The sequence below is a fragment of the Aeromicrobium sp. 10G20-16 genome (genome assembly GCF_055809665.1).
Window position 1 is genome coordinate 1,295,963 of sequence record NZ_CM147919.1, and the last position, 25,258, is coordinate 1,321,220.

23 protein-coding genes and 1 pseudogene are annotated in these 25,258 nt (G+C 70.7%); 12 read left to right on the forward strand and 12 right to left on the reverse strand.

The features are described 5' to 3' along the window. Window positions 1-15: 15 nt before the first annotated feature. Together AC0L5F_RS06520 and mobA are read right to left on the reverse strand one after the other, a co-directional pair. Window positions 16-282, reverse strand: coding sequence for a DUF6457 domain-containing protein (locus AC0L5F_RS06520; RefSeq protein ID WP_473315811.1), 267 nt, complete (start codon window positions 280-282; stop codon window positions 16-18). Next, a complete protein-coding gene (gene mobA / locus AC0L5F_RS06525) occupies window positions 279-896 on the reverse strand; it encodes a molybdenum cofactor guanylyltransferase (RefSeq protein ID WP_473315812.1) in 618 nt (205 codons plus the stop codon). The genes AC0L5F_RS06520 and mobA overlap by 4 nt, the downstream gene beginning before the upstream one ends. On the opposite strand from mobA, the gene fdhD reads away from it, so the two are divergent. Further along, window positions 895-1,731, forward strand: a complete 837-nt coding sequence (gene fdhD / locus AC0L5F_RS06530; protein WP_473315813.1) for a formate dehydrogenase accessory sulfurtransferase FdhD — start codon at window positions 895-897, stop codon at window positions 1,729-1,731. The genes mobA and fdhD overlap by 2 nt on opposite strands. 10 nt (window positions 1,732-1,741) lie before the next feature. Beyond that, window positions 1,742-4,054 carry an FdhF/YdeP family oxidoreductase gene (locus AC0L5F_RS06535; protein ID WP_473315814.1) on the forward strand — a complete coding sequence of 771 codons (2,313 nt, stop codon included), beginning with the start codon at window positions 1,742-1,744 and terminating at the stop codon, window positions 4,052-4,054. Between the two features lie 113 nt (window positions 4,055-4,167). Here AC0L5F_RS06535 and AC0L5F_RS06540 read toward each other — a convergent pair whose 3' ends face one another. The 3 genes from AC0L5F_RS06540 to AC0L5F_RS06550 are packed head-to-tail and all read right to left on the reverse strand — an operon-like array spanning window position 4,168 to window position 7,610. Continuing rightward, the gene (locus AC0L5F_RS06540) at window positions 4,168-4,914 is read right to left on the reverse strand and encodes a succinate dehydrogenase/fumarate reductase iron-sulfur subunit (RefSeq protein ID WP_473315815.1); all 747 of its coding nucleotides are present in this window, start codon (window positions 4,912-4,914) and stop codon (window positions 4,168-4,170) included. A 13-nt stretch (window positions 4,915-4,927) separates the two neighbouring features. Next, entirely contained in the window at window positions 4,928-6,889 is a 1,962-nt protein-coding gene (locus tag AC0L5F_RS06545; protein WP_473315816.1) for a fumarate reductase/succinate dehydrogenase flavoprotein subunit, read from the reverse strand. A 1-nt stretch (window position 6,890) separates the two neighbouring features. Further along, entirely contained in the window at window positions 6,891-7,610 is a 720-nt protein-coding gene (locus tag AC0L5F_RS06550) for a succinate dehydrogenase cytochrome b subunit (RefSeq protein WP_473315817.1), read from the reverse strand. Between the two features lie 86 nt (window positions 7,611-7,696). Here AC0L5F_RS06550 and AC0L5F_RS06555 point away from each other — a divergent pair, with 86 nt between their 5' ends. After that, the gene (locus tag AC0L5F_RS06555; protein WP_473315818.1) at window positions 7,697-8,578 is read left to right on the forward strand and encodes a LysR family transcriptional regulator; all 882 of its coding nucleotides are present in this window, start codon (window positions 7,697-7,699) and stop codon (window positions 8,576-8,578) included. On the opposite strand, the gene AC0L5F_RS06560 is transcribed toward AC0L5F_RS06555, so the two are convergent. Then, the gene (locus AC0L5F_RS06560) at window positions 8,552-9,079 is read right to left on the reverse strand and encodes a 2'-5' RNA ligase family protein (protein ID WP_473315819.1); all 528 of its coding nucleotides are present in this window, start codon (window positions 9,077-9,079) and stop codon (window positions 8,552-8,554) included. The genes AC0L5F_RS06555 and AC0L5F_RS06560 overlap by 27 nt on opposite strands. A gap of 1 nt (window position 9,080) precedes the next feature. After that, window positions 9,081-10,106 (reverse strand): tryptophan--tRNA ligase, encoded by a 1,026-nt coding sequence (gene trpS, locus AC0L5F_RS06565; protein WP_473315820.1) that lies wholly within the window; start codon window positions 10,104-10,106, stop codon window positions 9,081-9,083. A gap of 51 nt (window positions 10,107-10,157) precedes the next feature. Here trpS and AC0L5F_RS06570 point away from each other — a divergent pair, with 51 nt between their 5' ends. The 6 genes from AC0L5F_RS06570 to purU all read left to right on the forward strand — a co-directional run bounded on the left by AC0L5F_RS06570 (window position 10,158) and on the right by purU (window position 15,732). Next, on the forward strand, window positions 10,158-11,228 hold the full coding sequence (locus AC0L5F_RS06570; protein WP_473315821.1) for a galactokinase: 1,071 nt from the start codon (window positions 10,158-10,160) through the stop codon (window positions 11,226-11,228). Window positions 11,229-11,309: 81 nt separating this feature from the next. After that, window positions 11,310-11,795, forward strand: coding sequence for a flavin reductase family protein (locus AC0L5F_RS06575; RefSeq protein ID WP_473315822.1), 486 nt, complete (start codon window positions 11,310-11,312; stop codon window positions 11,793-11,795). 22 nt (window positions 11,796-11,817) lie between these two features. Next, complete coding sequence (gene sfnG / locus AC0L5F_RS06580; RefSeq protein WP_473315823.1) at window positions 11,818-12,936, forward strand: dimethylsulfone monooxygenase SfnG; 1,119 nt, start codon at window positions 11,818-11,820, stop codon at window positions 12,934-12,936. A 43-nt stretch (window positions 12,937-12,979) separates the two neighbouring features. After that, entirely contained in the window at window positions 12,980-13,816 is an 837-nt protein-coding gene (locus tag AC0L5F_RS06585; RefSeq protein WP_473315824.1) for a prephenate dehydratase, read from the forward strand. 23 nt (window positions 13,817-13,839) lie between these two features. Next, window positions 13,840-14,910, forward strand: a complete 1,071-nt coding sequence (locus AC0L5F_RS06590) for a GNAT family N-acetyltransferase (protein ID WP_473315825.1) — start codon at window positions 13,840-13,842, stop codon at window positions 14,908-14,910. A 9-nt stretch (window positions 14,911-14,919) separates the two neighbouring features. Then, on the forward strand, window positions 14,920-15,732 hold the full coding sequence (gene purU / locus AC0L5F_RS06595) for a formyltetrahydrofolate deformylase (protein WP_473315826.1): 813 nt from the start codon (window positions 14,920-14,922) through the stop codon (window positions 15,730-15,732). On the opposite strand, the gene AC0L5F_RS06600 is transcribed toward purU, so the two are convergent. Together AC0L5F_RS06600 and AC0L5F_RS06605 are read right to left on the reverse strand one after the other, a co-directional pair. Continuing rightward, window positions 15,729-17,000 (reverse strand): HNH endonuclease signature motif containing protein, encoded by a 1,272-nt coding sequence (locus AC0L5F_RS06600; protein ID WP_473315827.1) that lies wholly within the window; start codon window positions 16,998-17,000, stop codon window positions 15,729-15,731. The genes purU and AC0L5F_RS06600 overlap by 4 nt on opposite strands. Before the next feature lie 160 nt (window positions 17,001-17,160). Then, the gene (locus tag AC0L5F_RS06605; protein WP_473315828.1) at window positions 17,161-17,706 is read right to left on the reverse strand and encodes a hypothetical protein; all 546 of its coding nucleotides are present in this window, start codon (window positions 17,704-17,706) and stop codon (window positions 17,161-17,163) included. Between the two features lie 639 nt (window positions 17,707-18,345). On the opposite strand from AC0L5F_RS06605, the pseudogene AC0L5F_RS06610 reads away from it, so the two are divergent. After that, window positions 18,346-19,356: pseudogene (locus AC0L5F_RS06610) on the forward strand (LuxR C-terminal-related transcriptional regulator); the annotation flags it as partial. Here the strand turns inward: AC0L5F_RS06610 and AC0L5F_RS06615 are convergent. Further along, entirely contained in the window at window positions 19,269-20,651 is a 1,383-nt protein-coding gene (locus AC0L5F_RS06615) for an MFS transporter (RefSeq protein ID WP_473315829.1), read from the reverse strand. The pseudogene AC0L5F_RS06610 and the gene AC0L5F_RS06615 sit on opposite strands and share 88 nt — an antisense overlap. A 58-nt stretch (window positions 20,652-20,709) precedes the next feature. Between AC0L5F_RS06615 and AC0L5F_RS06620 the strand changes: the two genes are divergently transcribed. Next, complete coding sequence (locus AC0L5F_RS06620; protein ID WP_473315830.1) at window positions 20,710-21,879, forward strand: winged helix DNA-binding domain-containing protein; 1,170 nt, start codon at window positions 20,710-20,712, stop codon at window positions 21,877-21,879. 80 nt (window positions 21,880-21,959) lie between these two features. Further along, on the forward strand, window positions 21,960-22,691 hold the full coding sequence (locus AC0L5F_RS06625; RefSeq protein WP_473315831.1) for a dienelactone hydrolase family protein: 732 nt from the start codon (window positions 21,960-21,962) through the stop codon (window positions 22,689-22,691). Between the two features lie 26 nt (window positions 22,692-22,717). Here AC0L5F_RS06625 and AC0L5F_RS06630 read toward each other — a convergent pair whose 3' ends face one another. Both AC0L5F_RS06630 and AC0L5F_RS06635 read right to left on the reverse strand, forming a co-directional pair. After that, window positions 22,718-23,338 carry a helix-turn-helix transcriptional regulator gene (locus tag AC0L5F_RS06630; protein ID WP_473315832.1) on the reverse strand — a complete coding sequence of 207 codons (621 nt, stop codon included), beginning with the start codon at window positions 23,336-23,338 and terminating at the stop codon, window positions 22,718-22,720. A gap of 701 nt (window positions 23,339-24,039) precedes the next feature. After that, window positions 24,040-25,224, reverse strand: coding sequence for an AAA family ATPase (locus AC0L5F_RS06635; protein ID WP_473315833.1), 1,185 nt, complete (start codon window positions 25,222-25,224; stop codon window positions 24,040-24,042). Between the last annotated feature and the right edge of the window lie 34 nt (window positions 25,225-25,258).

Consider the following 25,258-nt stretch of genomic DNA (forward strand, 5'->3'; position numbering starts at 1 on the left):
AGCAAATTAGCCATGCTAACGACTTGGCAGGAGGTCCTCGATCACGGACACGGCGCCGGCGAACGCCGCCGACGGCTCGTCGCCCCGGGCAGCGGCGGACCCGGCGACGAACCCGGCCAGGTAGGTGGTCACGGGCGCCGCCGGACGCACGACCCCGTGCGCCGCCCGCCCGGCGAGGCCCAGCACGGCGTCGCGGTCGACGACGGCTCGATCCACACCGAGCGCCGCACAGGCTCGGTCGAGCCAGTCGTCGAGGTGTCGCATGTCGTCGGTGTCGCTCATCGCAGCATCCTCCCTGCCCGGGTCAGGTCGTCCCAGGTGTCGATGTCGTCGGTCGTGCCGGCCGGCACGTCGAGGTGGTCGAGGTCGAGTCCGGCCAGCAACGAGCGCATCGACGTCCCGTCCAGTGGCCCGCGTGAGGCCACGACCCCGCGCAGCGCGGCCGTGCGGTGCACGCCGGCCAGGTACTGCACCCGACCACCGTCGCGGGCCAGCACGCCGTCCACGGTCCGCGCGGCGATGCGGTCCAGCAGCTGGGGCACCACCGTCTCGACCCGGGGCATGTCGCACGCGAGCACCAGCACGAGTGCGCTGTCCGCGGGCAGCGCGGCCATGCCGGCACCGACCGCAGCGGCCGGACCTCCTCCGACCGGCTCCTCCCGCACCACGACGATGCCCTCACGGGACGCAGCCTGCCCGACGACGACCACACGACCCGCGCCCTCCACCGCCGCCAGCGTGCGGTCGAGCAGGGTGCGGCCGCCCACCGTCAAGGACGCCTTGTCAGTGCCGTCCAGACGCGTGGCGCGGCCGCCGGTCAGGATGATCGCGTCGTGCTCCACTCCCCCACCCTGCACCCCGGCGGCCGCGGGGCGCACGTGGTACTCATGAGGCATGGGCCGGATCACCGCACGACGCCGCGTCGAACGGGTCACCGTGGGAGAGACCTCGGTGCGTCGCGAGGACGTCCTGGCGGTCGAGGAGCCGCTGGAGATCCGGGTCGCCGGATCGCCGTTCAGCATCACGATGCGCACGCCCGGCCACGACTTCGAGCTCGCCACGGGATTCCTGGTCTCCGAGGGGGTCGTCACCTCTCGTGACGACCTGCAGGCCATCCGCTACTGCTCGGGCGTCGACGAGGACGGTCGCAACACCTACAACGTGCTCGACGTCGCCCTGGCGCCCGGCGTGGAACCCCCCGGCACCGACCTGGCGCGCCACGTCTACACGACCAGCTCCTGCGGGGTCTGCGGCAAGGCCAGCATCGACGCGGTGCGCACGAGCTCCTCGCACCCGGTGCAGGACGACAGCCTCCGGGTCGACGCCACCCTGCTCACGATGCTGCCCCACCGCCTGCGCTCGGGCCAGGACGTGTTCGAGCGCACCGGCGGCGTGCACGCGGCGGCCCTCTTCGACGGACGCACCGGCCAGCTGCTGGTGCTGCGCGAGGACGTCGGGCGCCACAACGCCGTCGACAAGGTCGTCGGATGGGCGGTCGAGCAGGACAAGCTCCCCCTGACCGGCACCGTCCTGATGGTGTCGGGCCGCGCGAGCTTCGAGCTGGTCCAGAAGGCATCGATGGCCGGCATCCCGGTCCTCGCCGCCGTGTCCGCACCCTCCTCCCTGGCCGTCGAGCTGGCCGAGCAGACCGGTCTGACCGTGATCGGTTTCCTCCGGGGCAGCTCGATGGTCGTGTACAGCAGGCCCGACCGGGTCGACAACGAGACGTGAAGGACGAACGATGACCGCAGGTTCTGGACACGCAGGCTCGGGCAGCACGCACCCCCGCGGCGAGGAGTATCCCGACCTCACGGTCGGCGAGCCCGAGCACAAGGCGGTCGGCATCCCGGCCGTGCTGCACTCGATGGGTCCGGCGCTGCGCGACCTCGGCCCCAAGCGCACCGCACAGCTGATGACGGCCATGAACCAGAAGGACGGGTTCGACTGCATGAGCTGTGCGTGGCCGGACCCGAGCCATCGCAGCCCGCTGGAGTTCTGCGAGAACGGGTTCAAGGCCGTCACCTGGGAGGCCACCCGGATCACCGTCCCGTCGTCGTTCTGGGCCGAGAACTCGTTGACGTCGCTGGCCGAGAGGGACGAGTACTGGCTGGGTCAGCAGGGCCGTCTGGTGGAGCCGGTGCACAAGCCGGCCGGGTCCGACCACTACGTGCCGATCGGCTGGGACGAGGCGTTCGCGCTGATCGCGGACCGCCTGAACGCCCTGGACTCCCCCGACCGCGCGTCGTTCTACACCAGCGGCCGCACCGCCAACGAGACCGCGTTCCTGTACCAGCTGTTCGTGCGTGCCTTCGGGACCAACAACCTGCCGGACTGCTCCAACATGTGCCACGAGTCGACCGGCACGGCGATGGGCGCGACCGTCGGCGTCGGCAAGTCGACCATCCAGTACGACGACTTCGGCCAGGCCGACCTGATCATCGTGATGGGCCAGAATCCCGGCACCAACCACCCGCGCATGCTGACCGCGCTCGAGGAGTGCAAGCGAGCCGGCGGCGCCATCGTGGCGGTCAACCCGCTGCCCGAGGCCGGCCTGCAGCGGTACAAGAACCCGCAGAAGGTGCGCGGCGTCCTGGGTCGCGGCACCGACATGGCCGACGAGCTGCTGCAGATCCGCTCCGGCGGCGACATGGCCCTGCTGCAGGCGGTCTCCAAGCGCGTGCTCGACGCCGAGGCGGCCGCACCCGGCACCGTGCTGGACCACGACTTCCTGGATCGACACACCCAGGGTCTCGACGAGCTGCGCGAGCACCTGGCCCACCTCGACCACGACGCCGTGCTGGAGGCCACTGGCCTGAGCACCGCGCAGATCGACGACCTCGCCGCGCGCTACATCGCCTCCGAGCGCGTCATCGTCACCTGGGCCATGGGGCTGACCCAGCAGCGCAAGGGCGTCGACACGATCAAGGAGATCATCAACCTGCTCCTGCTCCGCGGCAACATCGGCAAGCCCGGCGCCGGCGCCTCACCGATCCGAGGCCACTCCAACGTGCAGGGCGACCGCACGATGGGCATCTGGGAGCAGATGTCCGACACGTTCCTCGACGCCCTGCGCGACGAGTTCGGCTTCGACCCGCCGCGCGAGCACGGGTTCGACTCCGTGCAGACCCTCGAGGGTCTCCAGCGCGGCGACATCGACGTGTTCTTCGCCATGGGCGGCAACTTCGTCGGCGCCATCTCCGACACCCGGGCCGCCGAGGCCGCGATGCGCGGCGCCAAGCTGACCGTGCAGGTCAGCACCAAGCTGAACCGGTCGCACGTCGTCACCGGGGACGAAGCCGTCATCCTGCCCACGCTGGGGCGCACCGAGGTCGACATCCAGGCCGGCACGGCGCAGTTCCTGTCGGTCGAGGACAGCGTCTGCGCCGTGCACGCCACGCATGGCCGGGTTCCTCCCGTGGCTCCCGGCCTGCGCAGCGAGATCGCCATCATCGGCGGCCTGGCCCAGGCCACGCTCGGCGACCGGCACGACATCGACTGGCAGGGCATGGTCGACGACTACGACGTCATCCGCACCCACGTCAGCCGCGTGGTGCCAGGCTTCGAGTCGTTCAACGCCGCCGTGCGCCTGGAGGAGGGATTCGTGCTGCCCAACGGCCCGCGGGACTCGCGCACCTTCGACACTCCCACCGGCAAGGCGATGATCACCGTCAACGAGCTGGAGCCCGTGGAGCGACCCGAGGGCCGCCTGATCCTGCAGACGTTGCGGTCGCACGACCAGTTCAACACCACGATCTACGGTCTCGACGACCGCTACCGCGGTATCAAGAAGGGCCGCGACGTCGTGTTCGTGAACCCCGACGACCTCACCGAGCTGGGGCTCACCGACGGCCAGCGCGTGGACGTGGTCAGCGAGTGGCCGGGCGAGCCGGACCGTGTGCTGGCCGACCAGCGCGTGGTGTCCTACCCGACCGCCAAGGGCTGCGCAGCCGCGTACTACCCCGAGGCCAACGTGCTGGTTCCGCTCACGAGCGTGGCCTACGGCAGCAACACCCCGGTGTCCAAGGCCGTCATCGTGCGATTGGACCCGCGCTGAACGACCCGCCGAGTGGCGCACACTGAACCGCGAGTGGCGCAGTCTGGCGGGAATTCGCGATCGAATTCAGCCAGTTTGCGCCACTCGCGGGACGTCGTGTCGGGCGTTGGGCGTCAGGCCTTGCCCTTGGCGAGGGCGCCGAGGAGGTCGCGGTTCAGCTGGGCGATGTTGCTCAGCGGGATCTCCTTGGGGCACGCCGCGGTGCACTCACCGATGTTGGTGCAGCCTCCGAAGCCCTCGTGGTCGTGCTGGTTGACCATGTCGATCACGCGCGACTCACGCTCGGGCTGACCCTGCGGGAGCAGGCCGAGGTGGGTGATCTTGGCGGCCGTGAACAGCATGCCCGAGCCGTTGGGGCACGCCGCGACGCAGGCGCCGCAGCCGATGCACGTGGCCGACTCGAACGCGTGGTCGGCGTCCTCCTTGGGCACGGGGGTGCTGTTGGCGTCGACCGCCGAGCCCGTGGGGGCCGAGACGTAGCCGCCGGCCTGGATGATCCGGTCGAACGCCGAGCGGTCGACGACCAGGTCCTTGACGACCGGGAAGGCTCCTGCGCGCCACGGCTCGATGTCGATGACGGCACCGTCCTCGAACGACCGCATGTGCAGCTGGCACGTGGTCGTGACCTCGGGGCCGTGCGCGATGCCGTTGATGACCACGCCGCAGGCGCCACAGATGCCCTCGCGGCAGTCGTGGTCGAACGCGATCGGATCGTCCCCGGTCAGCGTCAGCTGCTCGTTGAGCACGTCGAGCATCTCCAGGAACGACATGTCCGCGGAGACGTCCTCGACGCCGTAGGTGACCATCTGGCCCTTGCTGTCGGCGTTCTTCTGACGCCACACCCGAACGGTGATGTTCACTTGCTGCTCCCGATCACTTGTAAGACCTGGCCTTCATCTCGACGTACTCGTACTCGAGCATCTCCTTGTGCAGGACCGGCTTCTCCTCGCCGAACTCCCATGCGGCCACGTACGCGAACTTGTCGTCGTGGCGCAGTGCCTCGCCGTCCTCGGTCTGGCTCTCGGTCCGGAAGTGACCTCCGCAGGACTCCTCGCGGGCCAGGGCGTCGATGCACATCAGCTCCCCGAGCTCGATCAGGTCGGCCACGCGGCCTGCCTTCTCCAGCGTCTGGTTGAGCTCTTCGTTGACGCCGGTGACCTTGACGTTGCTCCAGAACTCGGCCTTGAGGGAGCGGATGAGGTCGATGGCCTTCGTCAGGCCCTCCTCGCTGCGCTCCATGCCGCAGTGCTCCCACATGATGTGGCCGAGCTCCTTGTGGAACGAGTCGACCGTGCGGTTGCCGTCGATGGACAGGAACGTCGCGATGCGCTCCTCGACCGCCTGACGCGCCTCGACGACGGCCGGGTGGTCGTCGGGGACCGGCTCGAACGGGCTGTCGGCCAGGTAGTTGGCCAGCGTGTTCGGCAGCACGAAGTAGCCGTCGGCCAGGCCCTGCATGAGCGCCGAGGCGCCCAGACGGTTGGCACCCTGGTCGCTGAAGTTGGCCTCGCCGGTGACGAACAGGCCGTCCAGGTTGCTCTGCAGGTCGTAGTCGACCCACAGGCCGCCCATCGTGTAGTGCACGGCCGGGTAGATGCGCATCGGCTGCTCGTACGGGTTCTCGCCGGTGATGCGCTCGTACATGTCGAACAAGTTGCCGTACTTGGCCTCGACGGTCTTGCGACCCATGCGCTCGATGGCGTCGGCGAAGTCCAGGTAGACGCCGAGGCCGCCGGGGCCGACCCCCTTGCCGTCGTCGCACTGGTACTTGGCGGCACGCGAGGCGATGTCGCGCGGCACCAGGTTGCCGAACGCCGGGTAGATGCGCTCGAGGTAGTAGTCGCGCTCGTCCTCGGGGATGTCGGACGGGTGGCGATCGTCGCCGCCCTTCTTGGGCACCCAGATGCGGCCGTCGTTGCGCAACGACTCGCTCATCAGGGTCAGCTTGGACTGGTAGTCGCCCGACACCGGGATGCAGGTCGGGTGGATCTGCGTGTAGCAGGGGTTGCCGAAGTAGGCGCCGCGACGGTGCGCGCGCCAGGTGGCGGTGACGTTGCAGCCCATGGCGTTGGTCGACAGGTAGTAGACGTTGCCGTAGCCACCGGTGGCCAGCACGACCGCGTCGGCGGTGTGGGTCTCGATCTCGCCGGTGACCATGTCGCGGACGATGACGCCGCGTGCTCGTTCGGTGCCGGACTCGTCGGCGACCATGATCAGGTCGAGCATCTCGTGGCGCGTGTGCACCTCGACGGTGCCGGCGGCGACCTGACGCTCCAGTGCCTGGTAGGCGCCGATCAGCAGCTGCTGGCCGGTCTGGCCGCGGGCGTAGAAGGTGCGCGACACCTGCACGCCACCGAACGAGCGGTTGTCGAGCAGTCCGCCGTACTCACGGGCGAACGGGACACCCTGGGCCACGCACTGGTCGATGATGTTCACCGACACCTGTGCCAGGCGGTACGAGTTGGACTCGCGCGACCGGAAGTCACCGCCCTTGACCGTGTCGTAGAACAGGCGGTAGACGCTGTCGCCGTCGTTGCGGTAGTTCTTGGCGGCGTTGATGCCACCCTGCGCGGCGATCGAGTGGGCGCGGCGCGGGCTGTCCTGGTAGCAGAAGCTGGTGACGTGGTACCCGGCCTCGCCGAGGGTGGCTGCTGCGGAGGAACCGGCCAGGCCCGTGCCGACGACGATGACCTTGATCTTGCGTCGGTTGGCGGGGTTGACCAGCTTCGCGCTGAACTTGCGCTCGTCCCAGCGCTTCTCGATCGGACCGGACGGGGCCTTCGTGTCGGCGATGGGTTCGCCGGTGTCGTGGTACTGGTCTGCGACGTCAGTCATGTCAGCCTCCGAGTCCGAAGAAGTAGATCGAGAACGGCGGCGCGAGGAAGCCGATCGTGATGAGCGCTGCCAGTGCGATCGCTGCGGTGTTGGCCGAGGACTGCAGGCGGGTGGCGCTGTGGTTCTGGCCCAGCGTCGTGAGCGCGCTCCAGAAGCCGTGCCACAGGTGGAAGCCGACCGCGATCATCGCGACGGTGTAGGCCAGCAGCACCCAGAAGAACTCGAAGCTGTTGTGGAGCTTGTCGTAGGGGGTGTCGCCCGGACCACCGGGGTGGATGGTGTTGGTCGTCAGGTTCAGGATGTGGAAGACGATGAACAGCGCGATCGTCACGCCACCCCACCGCATCGTGAACGACGCGTAGCTGCGCTGGTTGCCCCGCGGGTTCTGCTTGGTCTGGTAGCGCTTGCCCGCCACCAGCCCCGAGGACTTGCGGTTGCGCAGCCACAGCGTGATCGCGCAGTAGGCGTGGAGCAGGACCGCCGCGAGCAGCACGACGCGCACGATCCACAGCAGCCCCTCGTGCGGCAGGATCGGCTCGCCGATCTCGCGCAGGTGCTCTGCGTACTCGTTGAAGGCGTCAGGGCCGGCGAAGGCCTTGAGGTTTCCGTACATGTGCAGGATCAGGTAGCCCACCATGATGAGCCCCGACACCGCCATCGCGTATTTGAGGGCAACGGTCGACGTGCGCGCCGACGTTCCCTGCGTCTGGAGTGTGGCCACGTGCTCAGGTTAGGCCGCGATGACCATTCTGGCTAAGTGATGATGAGGCCCACCTTCATAGCCAACGGGCATGGCACACTGGCGACATGCAGGTGCAGCAGCTCACCTACTTCGTCGCCGTGGCCCTGAGCAGGCACTTCACCCGAGCGGCGGAGGAGACCGGCGTCTCCCAGCCGACCCTGTCCAAGCAGATCCGCGTGCTCGAGAACAGCCTCGGCACGCCGTTGTTCACCCGAGGACGCGGTGCGATCGAGCTCACGACCGCCGGCGAGGCCCTCCTCCCCCACGCGCAGCGGATCCTCATCGAGGTCGAGGCGGCCGAACGCTCGGTCCGCGAGGTGGCCGACCTGCAGCGTGGGCGCGTCCGTCTCGGCGCCACGCCGTCGATGTGCGACGGGCTGCTGCCGGCGGCGCTCGCGGCGTTCCACGACCTGCACCCCGAGATCGAGCTGGAGGTGCACGAGGGCGGGTCGCGCGTGCTGACCCGCGAGCTCACCGAGGGACGCCTCGACGTCGCCCTGCTGATCGCGCCGCTGCAGGCCGGCGACACCGACATCGAGACCACGCCGGTGCTGCGCGAACGCCTGGTGCTGGCCAGCCACCGCGATGCCGACGTCGCCGACCGCCTCACCATCGCCGAGCTGCAGGGGCTGCCGCTGGTGATGTTCCGAGAGGGCTACGACCTGCGCAACGTCACGTGGCGCGCCTGCACGCAGGCGGGCTTCGTGCCGACGCTGGCCATCGAGGGCGGCGAGATGGGCGGCGTGCTGCGGTTCGTGGAGGCGGGGCTCGGCCACGCCGTCGTGCCGGAGATGGTCATGCCCTCACGCCCGGCGCTGAAGGCATCGATCCTGCACTCTCCGCCGTTGGAGCGCGTCATCGCGATCGCCCACCGGCCCAGCGCGACCCTGCCGCTGGCCGTTCGAGCCTTCGTGGTCGAGCTACGCGCCCACCTGGCGACCGTCTAGCGCGAACGAGCGCTGCCGCGCCCACGGGGCGTCGGCCTCGCGGCGGTACAACGTGAATCCGCTCACGAGGAACTCGGTCTCGAAGTCGCGCAGCCGTTCGTAGGCGCGGTCGAGGGTCGCGTCGTCCACGTCCTGGGCCACCGTGACGTGCGGGTGGTAGGGAAAGTCCAGCTCGACGCCGCCCACCGCGGCGCGCACCCGGTGGGCGAGGATCTCGGTGTAGGAGATGCCCAGGCTCACCGCCACGAAGACCACCGGCGAGATCGGCCGGAAGGTCCCGGTGCTGCGCAACCGGATCGGGTAGGGCGCGATGGCGGCAGCCACGTCGACGAGGTCGCTCTCCAGCTGCTCGAGTCGTCCGGCCGCCACCTCCATGGGCGGCACGAGCGTCAGGTGGCTGGGCACCGTGCGGGCGGTCGGGTCACCCAGCTCGGCACGCACGTCGTCGAGCTGGGCGCCGATCGGCCCCGGCAGGTCGATCAGGATGCCGATCTCCGACATCTCAGAAGGACCCCGGAGACACGAATCCCGAGCGCTCGTAGACCAGCTCCAGGGTGGGCGTGGCCACCTCGCGGGCCCTGGCCGCACCGTCGGCGAGGATGCGGTCCAGCTCGCCCCGGTCGCCCAGCAGCTCGCGGGTGCGGTCACCGAAGGCACCCACGAAGTCGGCCAGCAGATCACCCAGCGCGACCTTGAGGTGCCCGTACTGCTGGCCCTCGAACTCCGCGACGATCTCGGGCACCGGCCGGTCGGTCAGCGCCGAGTAGATGGTCAGCAGGTTCGAGATGCCCGGCTTGTTCTCGGGGTCGAAGACGATCTCGCTGCCGGAGTCGGTGACCGCCGACCGCAGCTTCTTGGCCACCTGCTTCGGGGTGTCGGTGAGGTCGACGACGCCGGCGTGCGACTGGTTGGAACCACTCATCTTGGTCGTGGGGTCCTGCAGGTCGTAGATCTTGGCCGTCGACTTCACGATGTGCGCCGCCGGGACGGTGAACGTGTCACCGAAGCGGTGGTTGAACCGCTGCGCGAGGTTGCGGGCCAGCTCGACGTGCTGGCGCTGGTCCTCGCCCACCGGCACCTTGTCGGCCTGGTAGACCAAGATGTCGGCGGCCATCAGGATCGGATAGGTGAACAGGCCCACGCTCGAGGAGTCCTGGCCACCCTTGACGCTCTTGTCCTTGAACTGGGTCATCCGACTGGCCTCGCCGAAGCCGGTGACGCCGCCGAGCACCCAGGCCAGCTGGGCGTGCTCGGGCACGTGGCTCTGCACGAACAGCGCGCTGCGGGCCGGGTCGACCCCCGCGGCGATCATCTGCGCGGCCGCGATGTAGGTGCGCTCGCGCAGCTGCTCCGGGTCGTACTGGACGGTGATGGCGTGCAGGTCCGGGATGAAGTAGAAGGCCTCGAACTCGTCCTGCAGGGCGACCCACTGCTTGAAGGCGCCGAAGTAGTTCCCGAGGTGGTACGAGTCGGCGGTGGGCTGCGCTCCGGAGAGTGCGCGCGGTCGTCCAGCCGTGGTGTGCCCCATGCTGTGAATCATGCCAGCCACGCAGCGGGGCCTCTCGCTAGGCTCGGCCGGGTGACTGACGTGCGACGGTTCTGCGTTCCGGGCCGGGTCAACCTGATCGGCGAGCACCTCGACCACAACGGCGGGCCGGTGCTGCCGATGGCCATCGACCGCGGGGTGGTGGTCAAGGCGCGCCGACGTGCCGATGACCAGATCCACGTGTGGTCCGGCGGCGACAAGGCCGCGTTCCCCACCTCCGTGGCGCTCGGAGAGGTCACCGGGTGGGCTGCGCTCACCGCTGGTGTCGCGTGGGCGCTCGGTCAGGACGGGCACCCCGTGACGGGCTCCGACCTCGTCATCGAGTCCACGCTGCCGTCAGGTGCCGGACTCTCGTCGTCGGCCGCGGTCGCGTGCGGGGTCGCCATGGCACTGGCCGACCTGGCTGGCGTCGAGCTCGACGCGGCCGCCGTGGCGGCCGTGGCGCGCCGCAGCGAGAACGACTACCTCGGCGTGCCCACGGGCGTCATGGACCAGCTGGCCGTGACACACGACGGTGCCAGCCTCATCGACACCCGCACCGGCTCGGTGCAGCCGGTCGTCATCGACTGGGGCGACGACGGTCTGTCGCTGGTCGTCATCGATACCGGCGTGCAGCACGCCGTCACGGGCGGCGAGTACACCCGCCGCCGCGACGAGTGCCGCGCCGCCGCCGAACAGCTGGGCCTGGAGCACCTGGCCGACGTCACGCTCGACTCGCTGTACCGCCTCGACGACGAGACGCTGCGCGCGCGGGCCCGCCACGTCCTCACCGAGACCGCCCGCGTGAAGGGTGCGGTGCGCGCGCTGGCCGGCCACGACTGGGCCCAGCTCGGCACCATGCTCACCGCCTCGCACACCTCACTGCGCGACGACCTCGGCGTCAGCAGCCCCGAGCTCGACGCCGCCGTCGAGGCCGCGCTAGAGGCCGGCGCGCTCGGCGCGCGACTCACCGGGTTCGGGTTCGGCGGCAGCGTCATCGCCCTGGCCCCGACCGATCGACTGCTGCCGCTCAAGGGAGCCGTCGAGGCTGCGTTCGCCGCCCGCGACTGGAAGACGCCGACGCTGTTCACCGTTCGCCCGGCCGCGGGGGCGCGCGCGGAGTAGCACGACTCACGGCCGGTCGGCCGATGTCTCACGTGGTGAGCCGGTCTGGAGTCCTGACGAAAACTCGTCACCGTGGTGCTCATGACCGTCAGCGAGCATCTCGGCACCCAGGCTGCCCTGCGCAGGGCCATGGGCAACCTCCCCACCGGTCTCACCATCGTCACGACCTCTGACGGAGGGGTGCCGCACGGCACCACCGTCAGCTCGGTCATGTCGTTGTCGATGGACCCGCCGATGGTCGTGGTGTCGCTCGCACGCACGTCCAGCCTGCTGGCTCGACTGCAGCGGGGCGGGCGGTTCGGCATCAACGTCCTGGCCGCGCACCAGGACCAGGTGGCCCTGCGGTTCTCGCAGCGCCTGCACGACCGGTTCGCCGACCTGGAGTGGACCGACGACGGGGCCCCACGGCTGATCGGATCCCACGCGTGGGTGCTCGGCGAGGTGTCCAGCACCGTCCCCGCCGGCGATCACGTGCTCGTGATCGGTGATGTCGTCGACGCCGACACCACTGCGGGGCGCCCCCTCACCTACTGGCAACGCACCTTCGGAACACACCAACCCTTCTGATCCACCTCACGAAAGGCACGCCATGTCCACCGATCCCCTGAAGTTCGCCTACTGGGTCCCCAACGTCTCCGGCGGCCTGGTCACCAGCACCATCGAGCAGCGCACCGACTGGTCGTTCGACTTCAACGTCGAGGTCGCCCGGCTCGCCGAGAAGGTCGGCTTCGAGTACGCCCTCAGCCAGGTGCGCTACACCGCGTCGTACGGCGCCGACCAGCAGCACGAGTCCACGAGCATCTCGCTGGGCCTGCTGGCCAGGACCGAGAAGCTCAAGGTGATCGCCGCGGTGCACCCCGGCCTGTGGCAGCCGGCCGTGCTCGCGAAGTTCATCATCACCGCCGACCACATCTCGAACGGCCGGGCGGCCGTCAACGTCGTCAGCGGCTGGTTCAAGGACGAGTTCACCGACCTCGGCGAGCCGTGGCTCGAGCACGGGGAGCGCTACCGCCGCAGCAACGAGTTCATGCGCGTGCTGCGCGGGCTGTGGACCGAGAAGGAGTTCAGCCACCTCGGCGACTTCTACCGGATCCACGACTTCACCTTGCAACCGTCGCCGGTGGACGTGCCCGGGCGCGCGCACCCGGAGATCTTCCAGGGCGGCAACTCCACCGTCGCCCGATACAACGGCGGCACCGTCGCGGACTGGTACCTGTCCAACGGCAAGGACTTCGGCGGCTTCGTCGAGCAGTACGAGGAGGTCAACGCGCACGCCGCCGCGGCCGGGCGCGCCGGTCAGGTGAAGTTCGGGCTCAACGGCTTCGTCGTGGCCCGCGACTCCGAGGACGAGGCACACGCCGTGCTGGAGGAGATCATCGAGAAGGCCAACCCCGAGGCCGTCGAAGGCTTCCGGCAGGCCGTCCAGCAGGCCGGCGCCTCGACGAGCGACGGCAAGGGCATGTGGTCGGACTCGACGACCCGCGACCTCGTGCAGTACAACGACGGCTTCCGCACCGGCCTGATCGGCACTCCCGAGCAGGTCGCCACCCGCATCGTGGAGTACAAGAAGCTCGGCGTCGACCTGTTCCTTCTCGGGTTCCTGCACTACCTCGAGGACATCGAGTACTTCGGCGCGAAGGTGCTGCCGATCGTGCGCGACCTCGAGGCCGACGCCGTCCGCTCCGGTGAGCTGATCGCCACGAGCTGAACCGCTCGCCTGCCCGGTCCTCGGCCAGTGGGAGACTGGGCAGGTGACCAGCCGCCAACGCATCGCCTACCAGGGCGAGCCGGGAGCCAACTCCCACATCGTCTGCAAGGAGCACTACCCCGACGCGGAGGCGCTCCCGTGCGCCTCGTTCGAGGACGTGTTCGCGGCGGTCGCCGGTGGCGAGGCCGACCTCGCGATGATCCCGATCGACAACTCGATCGCCGGCCGGGTCGCCGACATCCACCACTTCCTGCCCACCTCGGGCCTGCACATCGTCGCCGAGCACTTCCTGCGCATCCAGTTCAGCCTGCTCGGCGTCCCGGGGTCGTCGTTGGAGACCATCCGCACGGTGCACAGCCACGTGCACGCCCTCGGCCAGTGCCGCAAGATCATCCGTCAGCACGGGCTGACGCCGATCATCTCCGGCGACACGGCGGGGGCCGCTCGCGAGATCGCCGACGCGTCCGACCCGACCCAGGCGGCCATCTCTCCGCCCCTGGCCGCCGAGATCTACGGCCTCGAGGTGCTCGCCTCCGACATCGAGGACGAGGACCACAACACCACCCGCTTCGTGGTGCTGGCGCCGGAGCCGCAGATCCCGCTGCCCGGGCCGCCCACGGTCACCACGTTCATGTTCAACGTCAAGAACCTGCCCAGCGCCCTGTACAAGGCGCTCGGCGGCTTCGCGACCAACGGCGTCAACATGACCAAGCTCGAGAGCTACATGGTCGGTGGTGAGTTCACCGCTACGCAGTTCCTCGCCGAGGTCGACGGTCACCCGGACGACCCCGGTCTGGCCCGGGCGCTCGACGAGCTGACCTTCTTCACCACCGAGGTGCGAGTCCTCGGCGTGTACCCGGCCGACCCGTTCCGCGGATGACCCTGTCGTTGGACCAGTGGCCGATGAGCGTGCCGGTCCTGTCGGACGGCGTGGTGACGCTGCGGGCCCACGTGCCCGGCGACCTCGACGACATGCTGGAGATGACGCACGACCCCGAGTCGATCCGATGGACCGTCATCCCGCTGGACAACACCCGCGAGATGAGCGAGAGCTTCGCGTTCGAGCACGTCCCGGCGGGGTGGAACGAGGGCACGGCCCGCGGCTGGGCGATCGAGCTGGACGGCCGCTTCGCCGGCAACCTCGACATCCGCTCCGAGCCGGTGGCCGACATCGGCTTCGTGCTGCACCCGTGGGCCCGCGGTCGTGGCGCCATGGTGCGTGCGGTGCGGCTGGCCGTCGACTGGGTGCTGACCAACACCGCTGTGGAGGTCGTGCACTGGCGCGCCCACGTGGGCAACACGGCGTCGCTGCGAGTCGCCCACGCAGCCGGCTTCACCCTGCACGGCGCGATCCCCGGTCTGCTGCACGAGCGCGGCCGCGTGGTCGACGCGTGGACCGCGTCGTTCCGCTTCGGCGACGCTCCACTCCCCCGCAACCCGTGGGTGGGCTCGGAGGTCATCGAGTCCGACCGGTTGCGACTGCGGCCGTTCGGTCCCGGCGACCTCGACCGCAGCATCGAGGCCTGCAGCGACCCGGTCAGCCAGCACTGGCTGACCGGCCTCCCGTCCCCGTACACCCGGGCGGTGGCCGAGCGGTACGTCGCAGACTGCGCGTGGAACGCCGCCACCGGCACCAAGGCCACGTGGTGCATCGCCGACCGCGCCTCCGACCAGCTGCTCGGCAACATCGCCGTCATGGACCTGCGCGGCATCAGCGGCGAGATCGGCTACTGGCTGCACCCCGACGCCCGCGGTCGTGGCGTGATGACCGAGGCGGTCCGCCTGGCCATCGACCACGCGTGGACTGCGCTGGGCCGAGAAAGACTGGTGCTCTACGCAGCTGCGAGCAACGCCGCGAGCAACGCCGTGGCCGCGGCAGCCGGGTTCACGCCCTACGGCACCCAGCACCGCGCCGAGACCTTGGGCGACGGCACCCACGACGACCTGATCGGCTACGAGCTGCTGAAGCCCTAGGCTGACGCGGTGTCCTACGTCCTGACCCTTTCGTGCCCGGATCGCCCCGGTCTGGTGTTCGCCGTGACCCGGTGGATCGCCGAGTCCGGCGGCAACATCCTGGACAGCCAGCAGTTCACCGACACCTCGGACGGCGAGTTCTTCCTCCGCGTGCACTTCGAGCACCCGGAGCCGCCGGACTTCTCCGCCGTGGCCCGCGAGCACGACATGGACTTCCGGCTGGTGGTGGCCGAGCAGCCGATGCGCGCACTGGTCATGGTCTCGACCGAGGGTCACTGCCTCAACGACCTGCTGTACCGGCAGAGCACGGGCGGGCTGAACATCCAGATCCCTGCGGTGGTGTCGAACCACCGCGACCTGGAGAAGCTGGCGTCCTCGTTCGACGTGCCCTTCCACGTCGGCTCGGACAAGGCAGAGGTCGAGGCGCTGATGCTGTCACTGGTCGACGAGCTGGCCATCGACGTGGTGATCCTGGCGCGGTACATGCAGATCCTCACCGACGACGCGTGCCGCGCCCTGGAGGGGCGGGCCATCAACATCCACCACAGCTTCCTGCCCAGCTTCAAGGGCGCTCGGCCGTACCACCAGGCCCACGATCGGGGGGTGAAGCTGATCGGTGCCACGGCCCACTACGTGACGGCCGATCTCGACGAGGGGCCGATCATCAACCAGGGCGTGCTGCGCGTGGATCACCGCATGACGGCGGCCGACCTGGCCCGAGCCGGTCGCGACGTGGAGTCGCAGACGTTGTCGCGGGCGGTGCAGCTGCACGCCGAGTCACGCGTGCTGCGCAACGGTCCGCGCACCGTCGTGTTCGACTAGGCGGCCCGGGCGGGGCGGTACCGCTGATGTCGGCGGAGCTCTCCCCCGGGTGGTCGGTACTCGGGAACGCCATCGGCGGCGAAATCGATCTGCCAATGGTCGTCGTGGACGATGCGGTGATGGGCGGGGCAGATGAGGACCCCGTCGTCGAGATCGGTGGTCCCACCGTCGGCCCAGCGTTCTCGCGCGTGGTGGACGACGCACCAGGACGGTGGTCGGTCGCAGCCGGGGAACGAGCAGCCGCCGTCGCGGTGGGCCAACGCCCGCCGCTGGCTGGAGGTGAACAGCCGCTTGGTGCGGCCGTGGTCGAGCGGAACCGAGGCACCGCCGAGGACCTGCGGGAGAATGTTCAGCTCGCACGCCATGCGCCGTGCCTGACCGGCCGAGATGCGAGTGCCATCGGCGAGGGTGGCGGCGGCGACCTTGCCCTGCAGCACCTCGAGGTCGACGTTGACCGTCATGGTCGCGCCGGTGCCGGCGGTCTGCGGCAGGTGGTCGGCCGGCAGTGCCTCGACGAGCGCGCATAACGCGTCGGCCATCTGCTGGCCGTGCGTGCGGGGTGCATCGAGCGTGGCGTCCTGCGCAGTCTCGGCGGAGCGCACCTGGGGAGCGTTGATGGCGTCGAGCGCGTACCTGAGCATGGCGCCCTGCGCCTCGGGGACGACGAACTCGCCCTTGAAGGTGCCGTCCTTGCGATCTGCGATCCACAGGTAGGACTCGCGCCGGGCCCGCCGCTCGCGTGACTCGAGGATCTGGTTCTCGCGCTGGTCGACCTGGTCGGGTGCGTAGACCTCGGTGATGCGGTCGGCGCGCCGGGACAGGTCCTTGAGGGTCAGGCGGGGCGCGTCGCACAGCAGCTGCGCCTCGCACGCCTGCCGTTGCTCGGCCGTGGACGTGCCGGGCAGGCCGGCGACGGTGTCGGCGATCAGCTCGGCCTGTGCCAGCGACACCTGACCCCTGGCCATGGCGTCCTGGGTGGCGGTGACGGGCGCGAGCTTCTGGGCCTGCTTGAGCATGCGTCCGGCCGACCGCTGATCACCACCGAACTGGCCGGCGAGCATCGCCCCGGTGGACGAGGCGCCGGTGGCGCGCGCAGCGCCCGTCTGGTCCGCCGCTCGGGCCGCCGCCAACCGGTGGGCCTGCACCCGCGCCTCGAGCCGAGCGAGCTGCTCGCAGGCAGCCGACTGCTCGGCCGGCGACAGTGCGACGTACGCGTCGAGAGGGACCGCCTCCAACGCGGCCACCGCCCCTCGAAGCATGTCGAACATGTGTTCGATTCTAGCCGACGATGCCCCAGTCGCGCAAGGCATTGATCGACTTTTTCTCCTGGCATTGCAGGTTTTATTCAGCGCAAAAGGTCACCGGATCTCAGCCTACGCAGACCCTCGGACATGCCTCCAGAGCGGTGCCCACCGCTACTGGCGCTCGTCACAGGGCACCCACGGCCAGCGTGAGCAGCTGGGTGCCGATGTCGGTGACGTCGGCATCGCTCAGCCCGTTGCCCTGCGCGATGTTGACCGTGACGATCAGTCCGCCAGCCACAGCGGCACCCTGGCCCTGCAGGTTCTCGCCCCCCGCGACGGTCCCGGTGGCCATGAACGCGGACTCGCCGACACCGCTGAGCTGGTGCACCGTCGGGCTCTCCATCGCGGCCTTCGTGCCGGCGAGGTAGCCGTCCAACCCGCCGTTCTGGGTGTCGAGCGCCACGGTGCCGATGCTGCCGCTCGGGGCACGGGCATCGTCCTGGGTGAACTCGCAGCCGCCGGACGGACCGGGCTGCAGGGTCACGGTGGCACCGACGGCCGTGCCGACCTGCTCAGCGGTGAGTGCGGTGCAGAAGTCGGGCGCGGCTGCCGTGGCGTCACCCGCCTCGGACGTCACGACTTCTGCGGGACTCGCGCTCCCGGTCTCCTTGTCGCCACAGGCCGACACGAGAGCAAGAGGAAGCAGCAAGACGATGAGGGCGCGGCGCATGGGAGTCTCCTGGAGGGTGAGTGCCTGAGGACACTGTGCCCGCGCGCACGCCGTGAGGTGACGAATTCGATGGTAGGGATTCGGCGTCATTGCAGGTCAGGTGCCCTACGATCCGGATGTGGAGCTAGCTGCCTCACCGACGACGTCCTGCGCGCCCTGGCCGAGGGCGACGGTCCCAGCGCCATCCGGCAGACCTGCGTGGGTGCTGCGCCGCGCCTCGGGGCGCCCGCCCTGGCCCTCGCTTCCCTGGCGGCGTTCTGGGACGGCGACTTCGTCGCGTCGCACGCCGACGCACGTCACGCAGTCCGGACCGCGACCCCAGCCGACCGCCCGTTGGCTGTCGGGGCGCTCGCGCTGGCTCTCGCGGGACATGCCGACGGCTGGCACGACGACGGGGAGGCCGTCTTCGAGGAGCTGCTCTCGATCGTGCCGAGCAGCGACGACCGTCCGGCGAGCCTCGCGCGCTACCTCGCGGCGGAGGCTGCCCTCGCCTGCGCGCGCATCGACGACGCCGCTGCCGTCCTCGCGGGCCGACCAGCACCCGCCGCCGCGTGGGACGACCACCCGTTCGCGGTCGTCATGCAGGCGACGTCCGTGCGGGTCGCTGCCTTCTCGGCTCGCATCGCCGAGGCCGTCGCGATGCTGCCCGCCCTCGACGAGATCGGCGAGCGGGCCGCCCCCACCGGTCGGCTGGCCGCCCTGAGGCGCTCCGTGGACGACCTCGTGCGCGGGAACTCCTCCCCCGACCAGGCGATCGACGCCGTGCACCTCACCGGCGAACCGACGGACTACCTCGATCGCGGCGCCTGCCTGCTCACGGCCTACGGCGCGATCGCGGTCGGGGACTCGGCGACCGCTGCAGCACTCGTGCTCCGCGCGGGAGGTAGCGCCGGACTCGATCGGGTCCCGATCATCGATCGCGCCCTCGGGCTCGAGCTGCTGGTCGTCGCGGCGCTGGACGAGGGCGACCTCGAGGCCGCCGTCGCCTGGGAGGTGCAGGCCGCGCCGATCGCCGACCACCCCACCGCCGGACCGACCGTCGACCGGTTGCGCAGCCGCCTCGCTCTCGCCCTCGGCGACGCCCGCGAGGCGGTCCGTCTCGCGGAGAGCAGCGTCACCGCGTGTCGCTCGCACGACCGGCACGTCGAGGCTGCCGAGTCCGAGGTCGTCCTCGCCCGTGCGCACATCGCTGACCACCACGTCTCGGAGGCCACGCGCCGGCTGCGCGCCCTCGTGGCGGACAGCGACGCCGCCGGGCACAGCGCCGTCCGCCGAGCCGCCGCCCGCACCCTCGGGACGGCAGGGCGACGGCTGCCCCCGCTGGCTCACGGCGGATGGGAGGTGCTGTCCGAGCGCGAGCGCGAGATCGGTCAGCTGGTGCTGCAGGGCCAGGACATCGTGCAGATCGCACGCGACCTGTATCTCTCGCCCCACACCGTTCGCGGCCACGTCTCCCGTGTCCTCGGAGCCTTCGGCGTGGCGACCCGCGTGGGCCTGCTCGACGCGGTGGGCGCACCCGAGCCCGATCCCACGACCGAGCTCCTGCCGCCCCTCACACCACGTCAGTCCGAGGTCACCGAGCTGGTGGCGTCCGGTCGCTCGAACCAGCAGGTGGCCGACGAGCTCGCCATCAGCGTCAAGTCGGTGGAGAAGCACGTGGCGGACGCGATGCGACGCTGGGACGTCCCCAGCCGTTTCGAGCTCGCACGCCGCTGGCGCTCGCGGGTCGTGTCGTCCGCCTCGCTGACGCGCGTGCGGCGCTGCACGGTCAACCCGGTCGCGAAGATCACCAGGCCGAGGACGGCCAGGGCGGCACCGACGATGCTGGAGGCGCTGTAGCCGAACCCGGCTGCGATGACGACCGATCCGAGCGCGGCACCCAACCCGTTGGCGACGTTGAGCGCCGAGTGGTTGAGGGCAGCGCCGAGCATCTCGGCGTCGCCTGCGGCAGACATCAGCCGCACCTGCAGGTTGATCGCGAGCACGGAGCCGATCACGCCGATGACGAAGACCAGCACGGCGGCCGGCACGGCCTGCGACGCGACGAACCAGAACACGAGCAGGGTCGCGGCCAACGAGCCGAAGCCGATCAGGACCGACCGCTCGGCGTTCCAGTCGGCCAGGATCCCGGCCAGCCAGGCGCCGAGGACGCTGCCGATGCCGAACGACAGCAGGAACACCGCGATCCAGCGCTCGTCGAGGTCGATGACCTGCGTGACGATCGGGGCGATGTAGCTGTACATCGCGAAGAGCCCGCCGAAGCCGACCATGCCCGCTGACACCGCGAACAGGACCTGGGTGTTCTTGAGCGCCGACAGCTCGCCGCGCACCGAGGTGTCGAGGTTCGCCGGCGAGTGCGGCACGAAGGCCCAGATCATGGCGGCGGTCACCACCGTGATGCCGAGGACGACCCAGTAGGCGCTGCGCCAGCCGAGCGTCTGGCCGAGCAGCGTGCTGGCCGGGACGCCCACGACCGTCGCGACCGACAGCCCGAGCATCACCGAGCTGACGGCGCGGCCCTTGAACTCAGGCCGCACCAGCGAGGCAGCGAGCAGCGACGCGACACCGAAGTACGCGCCGTGCGGCAGACCGGCGATGAACCGTGCGACGAGCACCGGCGTGTAGCCGCTGGCGAGGGCCGTCAAGGCGTTGCCGATGCCGAGCGCGAGGATCAGGCCGATGGCCAGCTCGCGCTTCGGCAACCGCGCGCCCAGGGCGACGATGACCGGCGCTCCCACCACCACGCCGAACGCGTAGGCACTGATGATGTGGCCGGTCGTGGCGTTCGACCGGTTGATGCCGTCGGCGATGTCCTCAAGCAGACCCATGGTCATGAACTCGGTGGTCCCGATGGCGAACCCACCGAGCGCGAGCGCCACGAGCGCGGTGGCGACGTGGGTCGGTCGCACCTCGCGTGCAGGAACGGGGGTCAGGGTCTGTGTCACCACTCCATCGTCAACCATCCGGACGACCTGTCATTCCGCTCTGCGCGAGAATCGTGACGTGCGCCTCATCACAGACGCCGAACGCCGGGCACGACTCGGTCGTCGGCACGCCCTCGCCGCCGCCGTCCCCACCGTCGAGGACGCCGCGCGGTCAATCGTCGCCGTGCACGGGACCGACCCCAGCACGACGGCACTGTCGGCCGCGCTGCGCTGCGGCGGCGCCATCGACCAGGTGCAACGCGCGTTGTACGACGAGCGGTCGCTGGTACGGGTGCTGGCGATGCGCCGCACGGTCTTCGCCGTGCCCCGCGATCAGGTCCCCACCTTCTGGGCGGGCGCGTCCGACGTCGTCGCCAAGGAGCAGCGCCGCGTGCTCGCGAAGATGGTGCGGGACGCGGGCGTCACCGACGACCCGGATCCGTGGATCGCGACCGCCGAGGCGATCGCCCTGGACCTGTTCGGCGACCGGCATGACGTCACGAGTGCCGAGCTGTCCGCTGCCAGTCCCGTGCTGGCGACGCGCCTGCAGCAGGGCTCGGGCGCGAACGCGACGTCGCCCACCGTGGCGAGCCGCCTGCTGACGGTGCTGTCGGCCCAGGGCGCGATCGTGCGTGCCGAGCCGAAGGGCGGCTGGACGTCGACGCAGTTCCGGTGGGCGACGGCGGACACGTGGTGCGGCGACCTCGGCCCACGGCCGACCGCTGACGAGGCCGCCGCCGACCTGGCGCGACGCTACGTGCACGCCTACGGTCCCGTGCACGAGGCCGACGTGCAGTGGTGGTTCGGCTGGACCAAGACGCGGACCAGGGCCGCGCTCGCATCGCTGCAGACCGTCGAGGTCGATCTCGGGGATCGCACGGGCATCGTGCTGGCCGACGACCTCGACGAGGTGACGGCGCCGGCACCGTGGGTCGCGCTGCTGCCGGCGCTCGACCCCACGACGATGGGGTGGAAGCACCGCGACTTCCACCTCGGATCGCACCGTGCCGAGCTGTTCGACGTCAACGGCAACGCCGGACCCACGGTCTGGGCCGACGGCCGGGTCGTCGGTGGGTGGGCCCACCGCGACGACGGTGAGGTCGCGTTCGAGGTGTTCGACGACGTCGGGAGCGAGGCCGTCGGCCAGATCGAGCAGCGGGCTGCCGACCTGGCCACCCTGATCGGCGACGTGCGCCTGAAGGCGCGCGCTCGAGGCTGGACGCCGTCGGAGAAGCGCCTCCGCGCATGACGACGGGCCAGAACTATGGGGGCAGAACCATGGGGCCAGAACGACAGGCGCGACCGCGCCCGATTCGCCATACTCAGGGCATGTCACTTCTGGACTCCTGGACCCTGTCCGAGCACACCGCCGACGGCGTCTCCCACCCTACCTACCGCAAGGGCACCGGCCCCGGCGTGATCGTGATCCACGAGATCCCCGGCCTGACGCCCGAGGTGATCGCCTTCGGCGAGGAGGTCGTGGCGGCCGGCCACACCGTCGTCATGCCGCACCTGTTCGGCACGCCCGAGGCCCCCCTGAGCGCTGTGTCTGCCGCCAAGGCCTTCACGCAGGTCTGCATCAGCCGCGAGTTCACCAAGCTGGCCACCGGCGAGACCACCCCGGTCGCCGGGTGGCTGCGCAGCCTGTCGCGCGAGCTGCACGCCGAGCTGGGCGGACCCGGCGTGGGTGCCCTGGGCATGTGCTTCACCGGCGGCTTCGCGCTGGCGATGATGGTCGACGACTCCGTGGCGGCTCCGGTGCTGTGCCAGCCGTCCGCCCCGTTCCCCGTGGGCAAGAAGCGCGCGGCCGACCTCAACATCTCCCCCGCCGACCTCCAGACGGTCAAGCGACGCGCCGCCGGAGGCTGCCAGGTGCTCGGCCTGCAGTACAGCGATGACATCGCCACCGGCACCCGCTTCGACACGCTCACCACCGAGCTGGGTGAGAACTTCATCCGGGTGGAGTTCCCCGGCAAGAAGCACAGCACCGTGACGACCGACCGCCAGCAGGAGGGTGTCGACGCCGTGCTCGACTTCTTCCGCGAGAAGCTCACCGCCTGACCCCGCCGGACGGCAGGCCGAGCGACTCAGCTGAGCAGCGCGTCGGTCAGCTCCTCGCGTCGCGTGACGCCCAGCTTGCGGAACACCCGGGCCAGGTGGTTGTCGACGGTCCGCACCGACAGGTCGAGTCGTTCGGCGATCTCGCGGCTGCGGATGCGCTGTGCCGCGAGTCGCGCGACGTCCAGCTCCCGTTCGGTCAGCGCGTCGACCTCCCGCCCCACCGGCCAGGTGTCGATGCGCTCGCGCGACGCCAGGGCGAGCGCCTCTCGTCGCGTGCGCCGTGCCCGCTCGCTCGACCCGTTGGTCTGCTCGAGGTGCGTGGCCACCGACCACGCGTGCACCGCTCGCCCCGGCAGTCCGGCGTCGGCGAGCTGCCGCGCCGCCTCCGCCAGGCGTGCGGCGTCGCCTGCCACCTGGGCCTCGGCGCGGCGGTGCAGCATCGCCGCGAGTGGCGAACGATCGGCCAGCGCTGACAGCTCCGCGGCGAGATCGGCCGTGCCGACGATCATGAACGCCTCGTCGATGGCGAGCACCCCGAAGTGCGCGTGCCCCTCGGCAACGGCACGCGCCCCGGCCGCCGCCAGCAGGTCGGCCGCCTCGACCCTCCGCGAGGCGGCCAGCTCGGACTCGGCGTCGGCACGCGCCACGTGGAAGCTCGACCTTCACGTCCGCCCGGTGCGCCGGATCGATCGAGGCCCGCAGGTCGCGTGCCAGGCTCTGCCGCCCGAGGCGAGCGGCCACGGCAGCGCCCAGAGCGCGGGCCGACGGTTGCAGGCCCGTGAAGTCGCGCCACACCAGGTGTCGCATCGCGCGGTCGGACATCTGCAGGGCGCGGTCGAGACGACCGGTGTGCAGCGCCATCTCCGCGGTCGCGTACTCCCACATCCCGAGAGCGGCTCGCGGTCCTCGGGCCGCCCGGTCCCGGTGCGCCGACGCGAACCGCTCCGCCTCCGGGAGATCTCCTCCGAAGGCCGTCGCGAGGTACTCCGACAGCTGCAGCAGGTCCGCGGCGAAGGTCGGCGCGGCGTCGGTCGTGTCGAGCGTGTCCAACCCCTCCGCCACGAAGACCCGCGCCGCCGAGAGATCGCCGCCCATCGTCTCGACCATGGCTCCGATCAGGGCACGGTTGACCGCCGCGACGGCGTGCTCCACGCCGGCCGGGTCGGCGGCGCCGGCCGGCAGCCCGGCCATCAGGCGCCACTTGACCAGCTCGATGGCGAGGATGTCACGCAGCTCGGGGCTCTGGATCGTGCCCATCACGGTTTCCACCCGCGTCACGGCGGTCGCCGCGTCGGCGCGTCGCACCGCGAACAGCATCCCGAGCTCCTGGCCGACGCGCACCCGCTCGTCATCGGTGCAGGCCACGGCCTCGGCAGCGGTGAGTGTCTCGGCGGCGGCGTCGACCTCGCCCGCGGCGGACTGCGCCGCCCCGAGCAGGAGCAGGTCGGCAGCCTCCCGCAGACCGGGCAACGCACCGAGCAGCTCCAGCGCCTCGGGGATCCGGTCGTCGCCCAGGGCCCGTTCGACGGCCCGACGCACGTCGTCCTCGGCGACGTCGCAGTCGGCCCGGATCGCCGCCAGCGTGCGCAGCCCCTGCCAGCCGTCGCGACCGTCGAGCAGATCGACGACCTCGCGGCGGCGGCGGCGCGCCCCGAGCTTCTCCCAGGCGGTCGACGACCAGGTCGTCACTGAGCTCGTCGGCCAGGCGCACCACGTGCGACGCCAGGTCGATCACACCGAGCGCCTCGAGCTGCTCGACGGCCACGGGGTCGAGCACCTCCACGGGCAGCGACCCGGCCACCGCGAGCTGCTCCACCGTGTCGGCGAGCCCTGCGTCCACCTCGCACCTGGCTGCCGCACCCGCGAGGCGCAGCACGGTGGCATCGACCACGATCCGGTCCAGGACGGCCCCGGCTGCGGACGGCGTCAGCCCTGCGGCGTCGATGATCGCGTTCGCCAGACCGGGGTTGCCGCGCGCGTGGGCGACCAGCAGGGCGGCCGACGGCGCCGAGAGCTGCTCGCGGGCGCGCAGCGCGGCGACCGCCAGCACGTCGTCGACGGCCAGCGGTCCGAGGACGACCTCCACCCACGACGAGGTGAGTCCCGGATCGGTGATCGTGGCGGCCAGCCGGCCCCGATCGGTCGCTGCGGCCACGCAGATCACGCCGGCGCGCGCCATCTGCGCCAGCAGCACCGCCGACGCACGGTCGAGCAGGTCCACGTCGTCGACCACGACGACGGCGTCGCCCTCGCGCACGCGAAGCGCCAGTGAGGAGTAGACCGTGAGCGTCTCGGCGCCGGCCAGACCGTGGGCGGCGATCAGCGGCCCGAAGGCCGCCAGGGGAACTCCGGCGGACCCGTCAGCACCGTGGACGAACCAGACCGTTCGCCCAGCCGCCGTCCAGGCATGGACCAGCTCCTGCAGCACCGACGTGCGCCCGGATCCGGGTTCGCCCAGCACCACCGCGCTGCGGCCGTCGGCCGCCGCCGAACGCACGGCCGCCAGATGGGAGTCGCGACCGACCAGGTTCACGATCGTGAGTGTAGGGAATCCGGCCCGCCTCGTC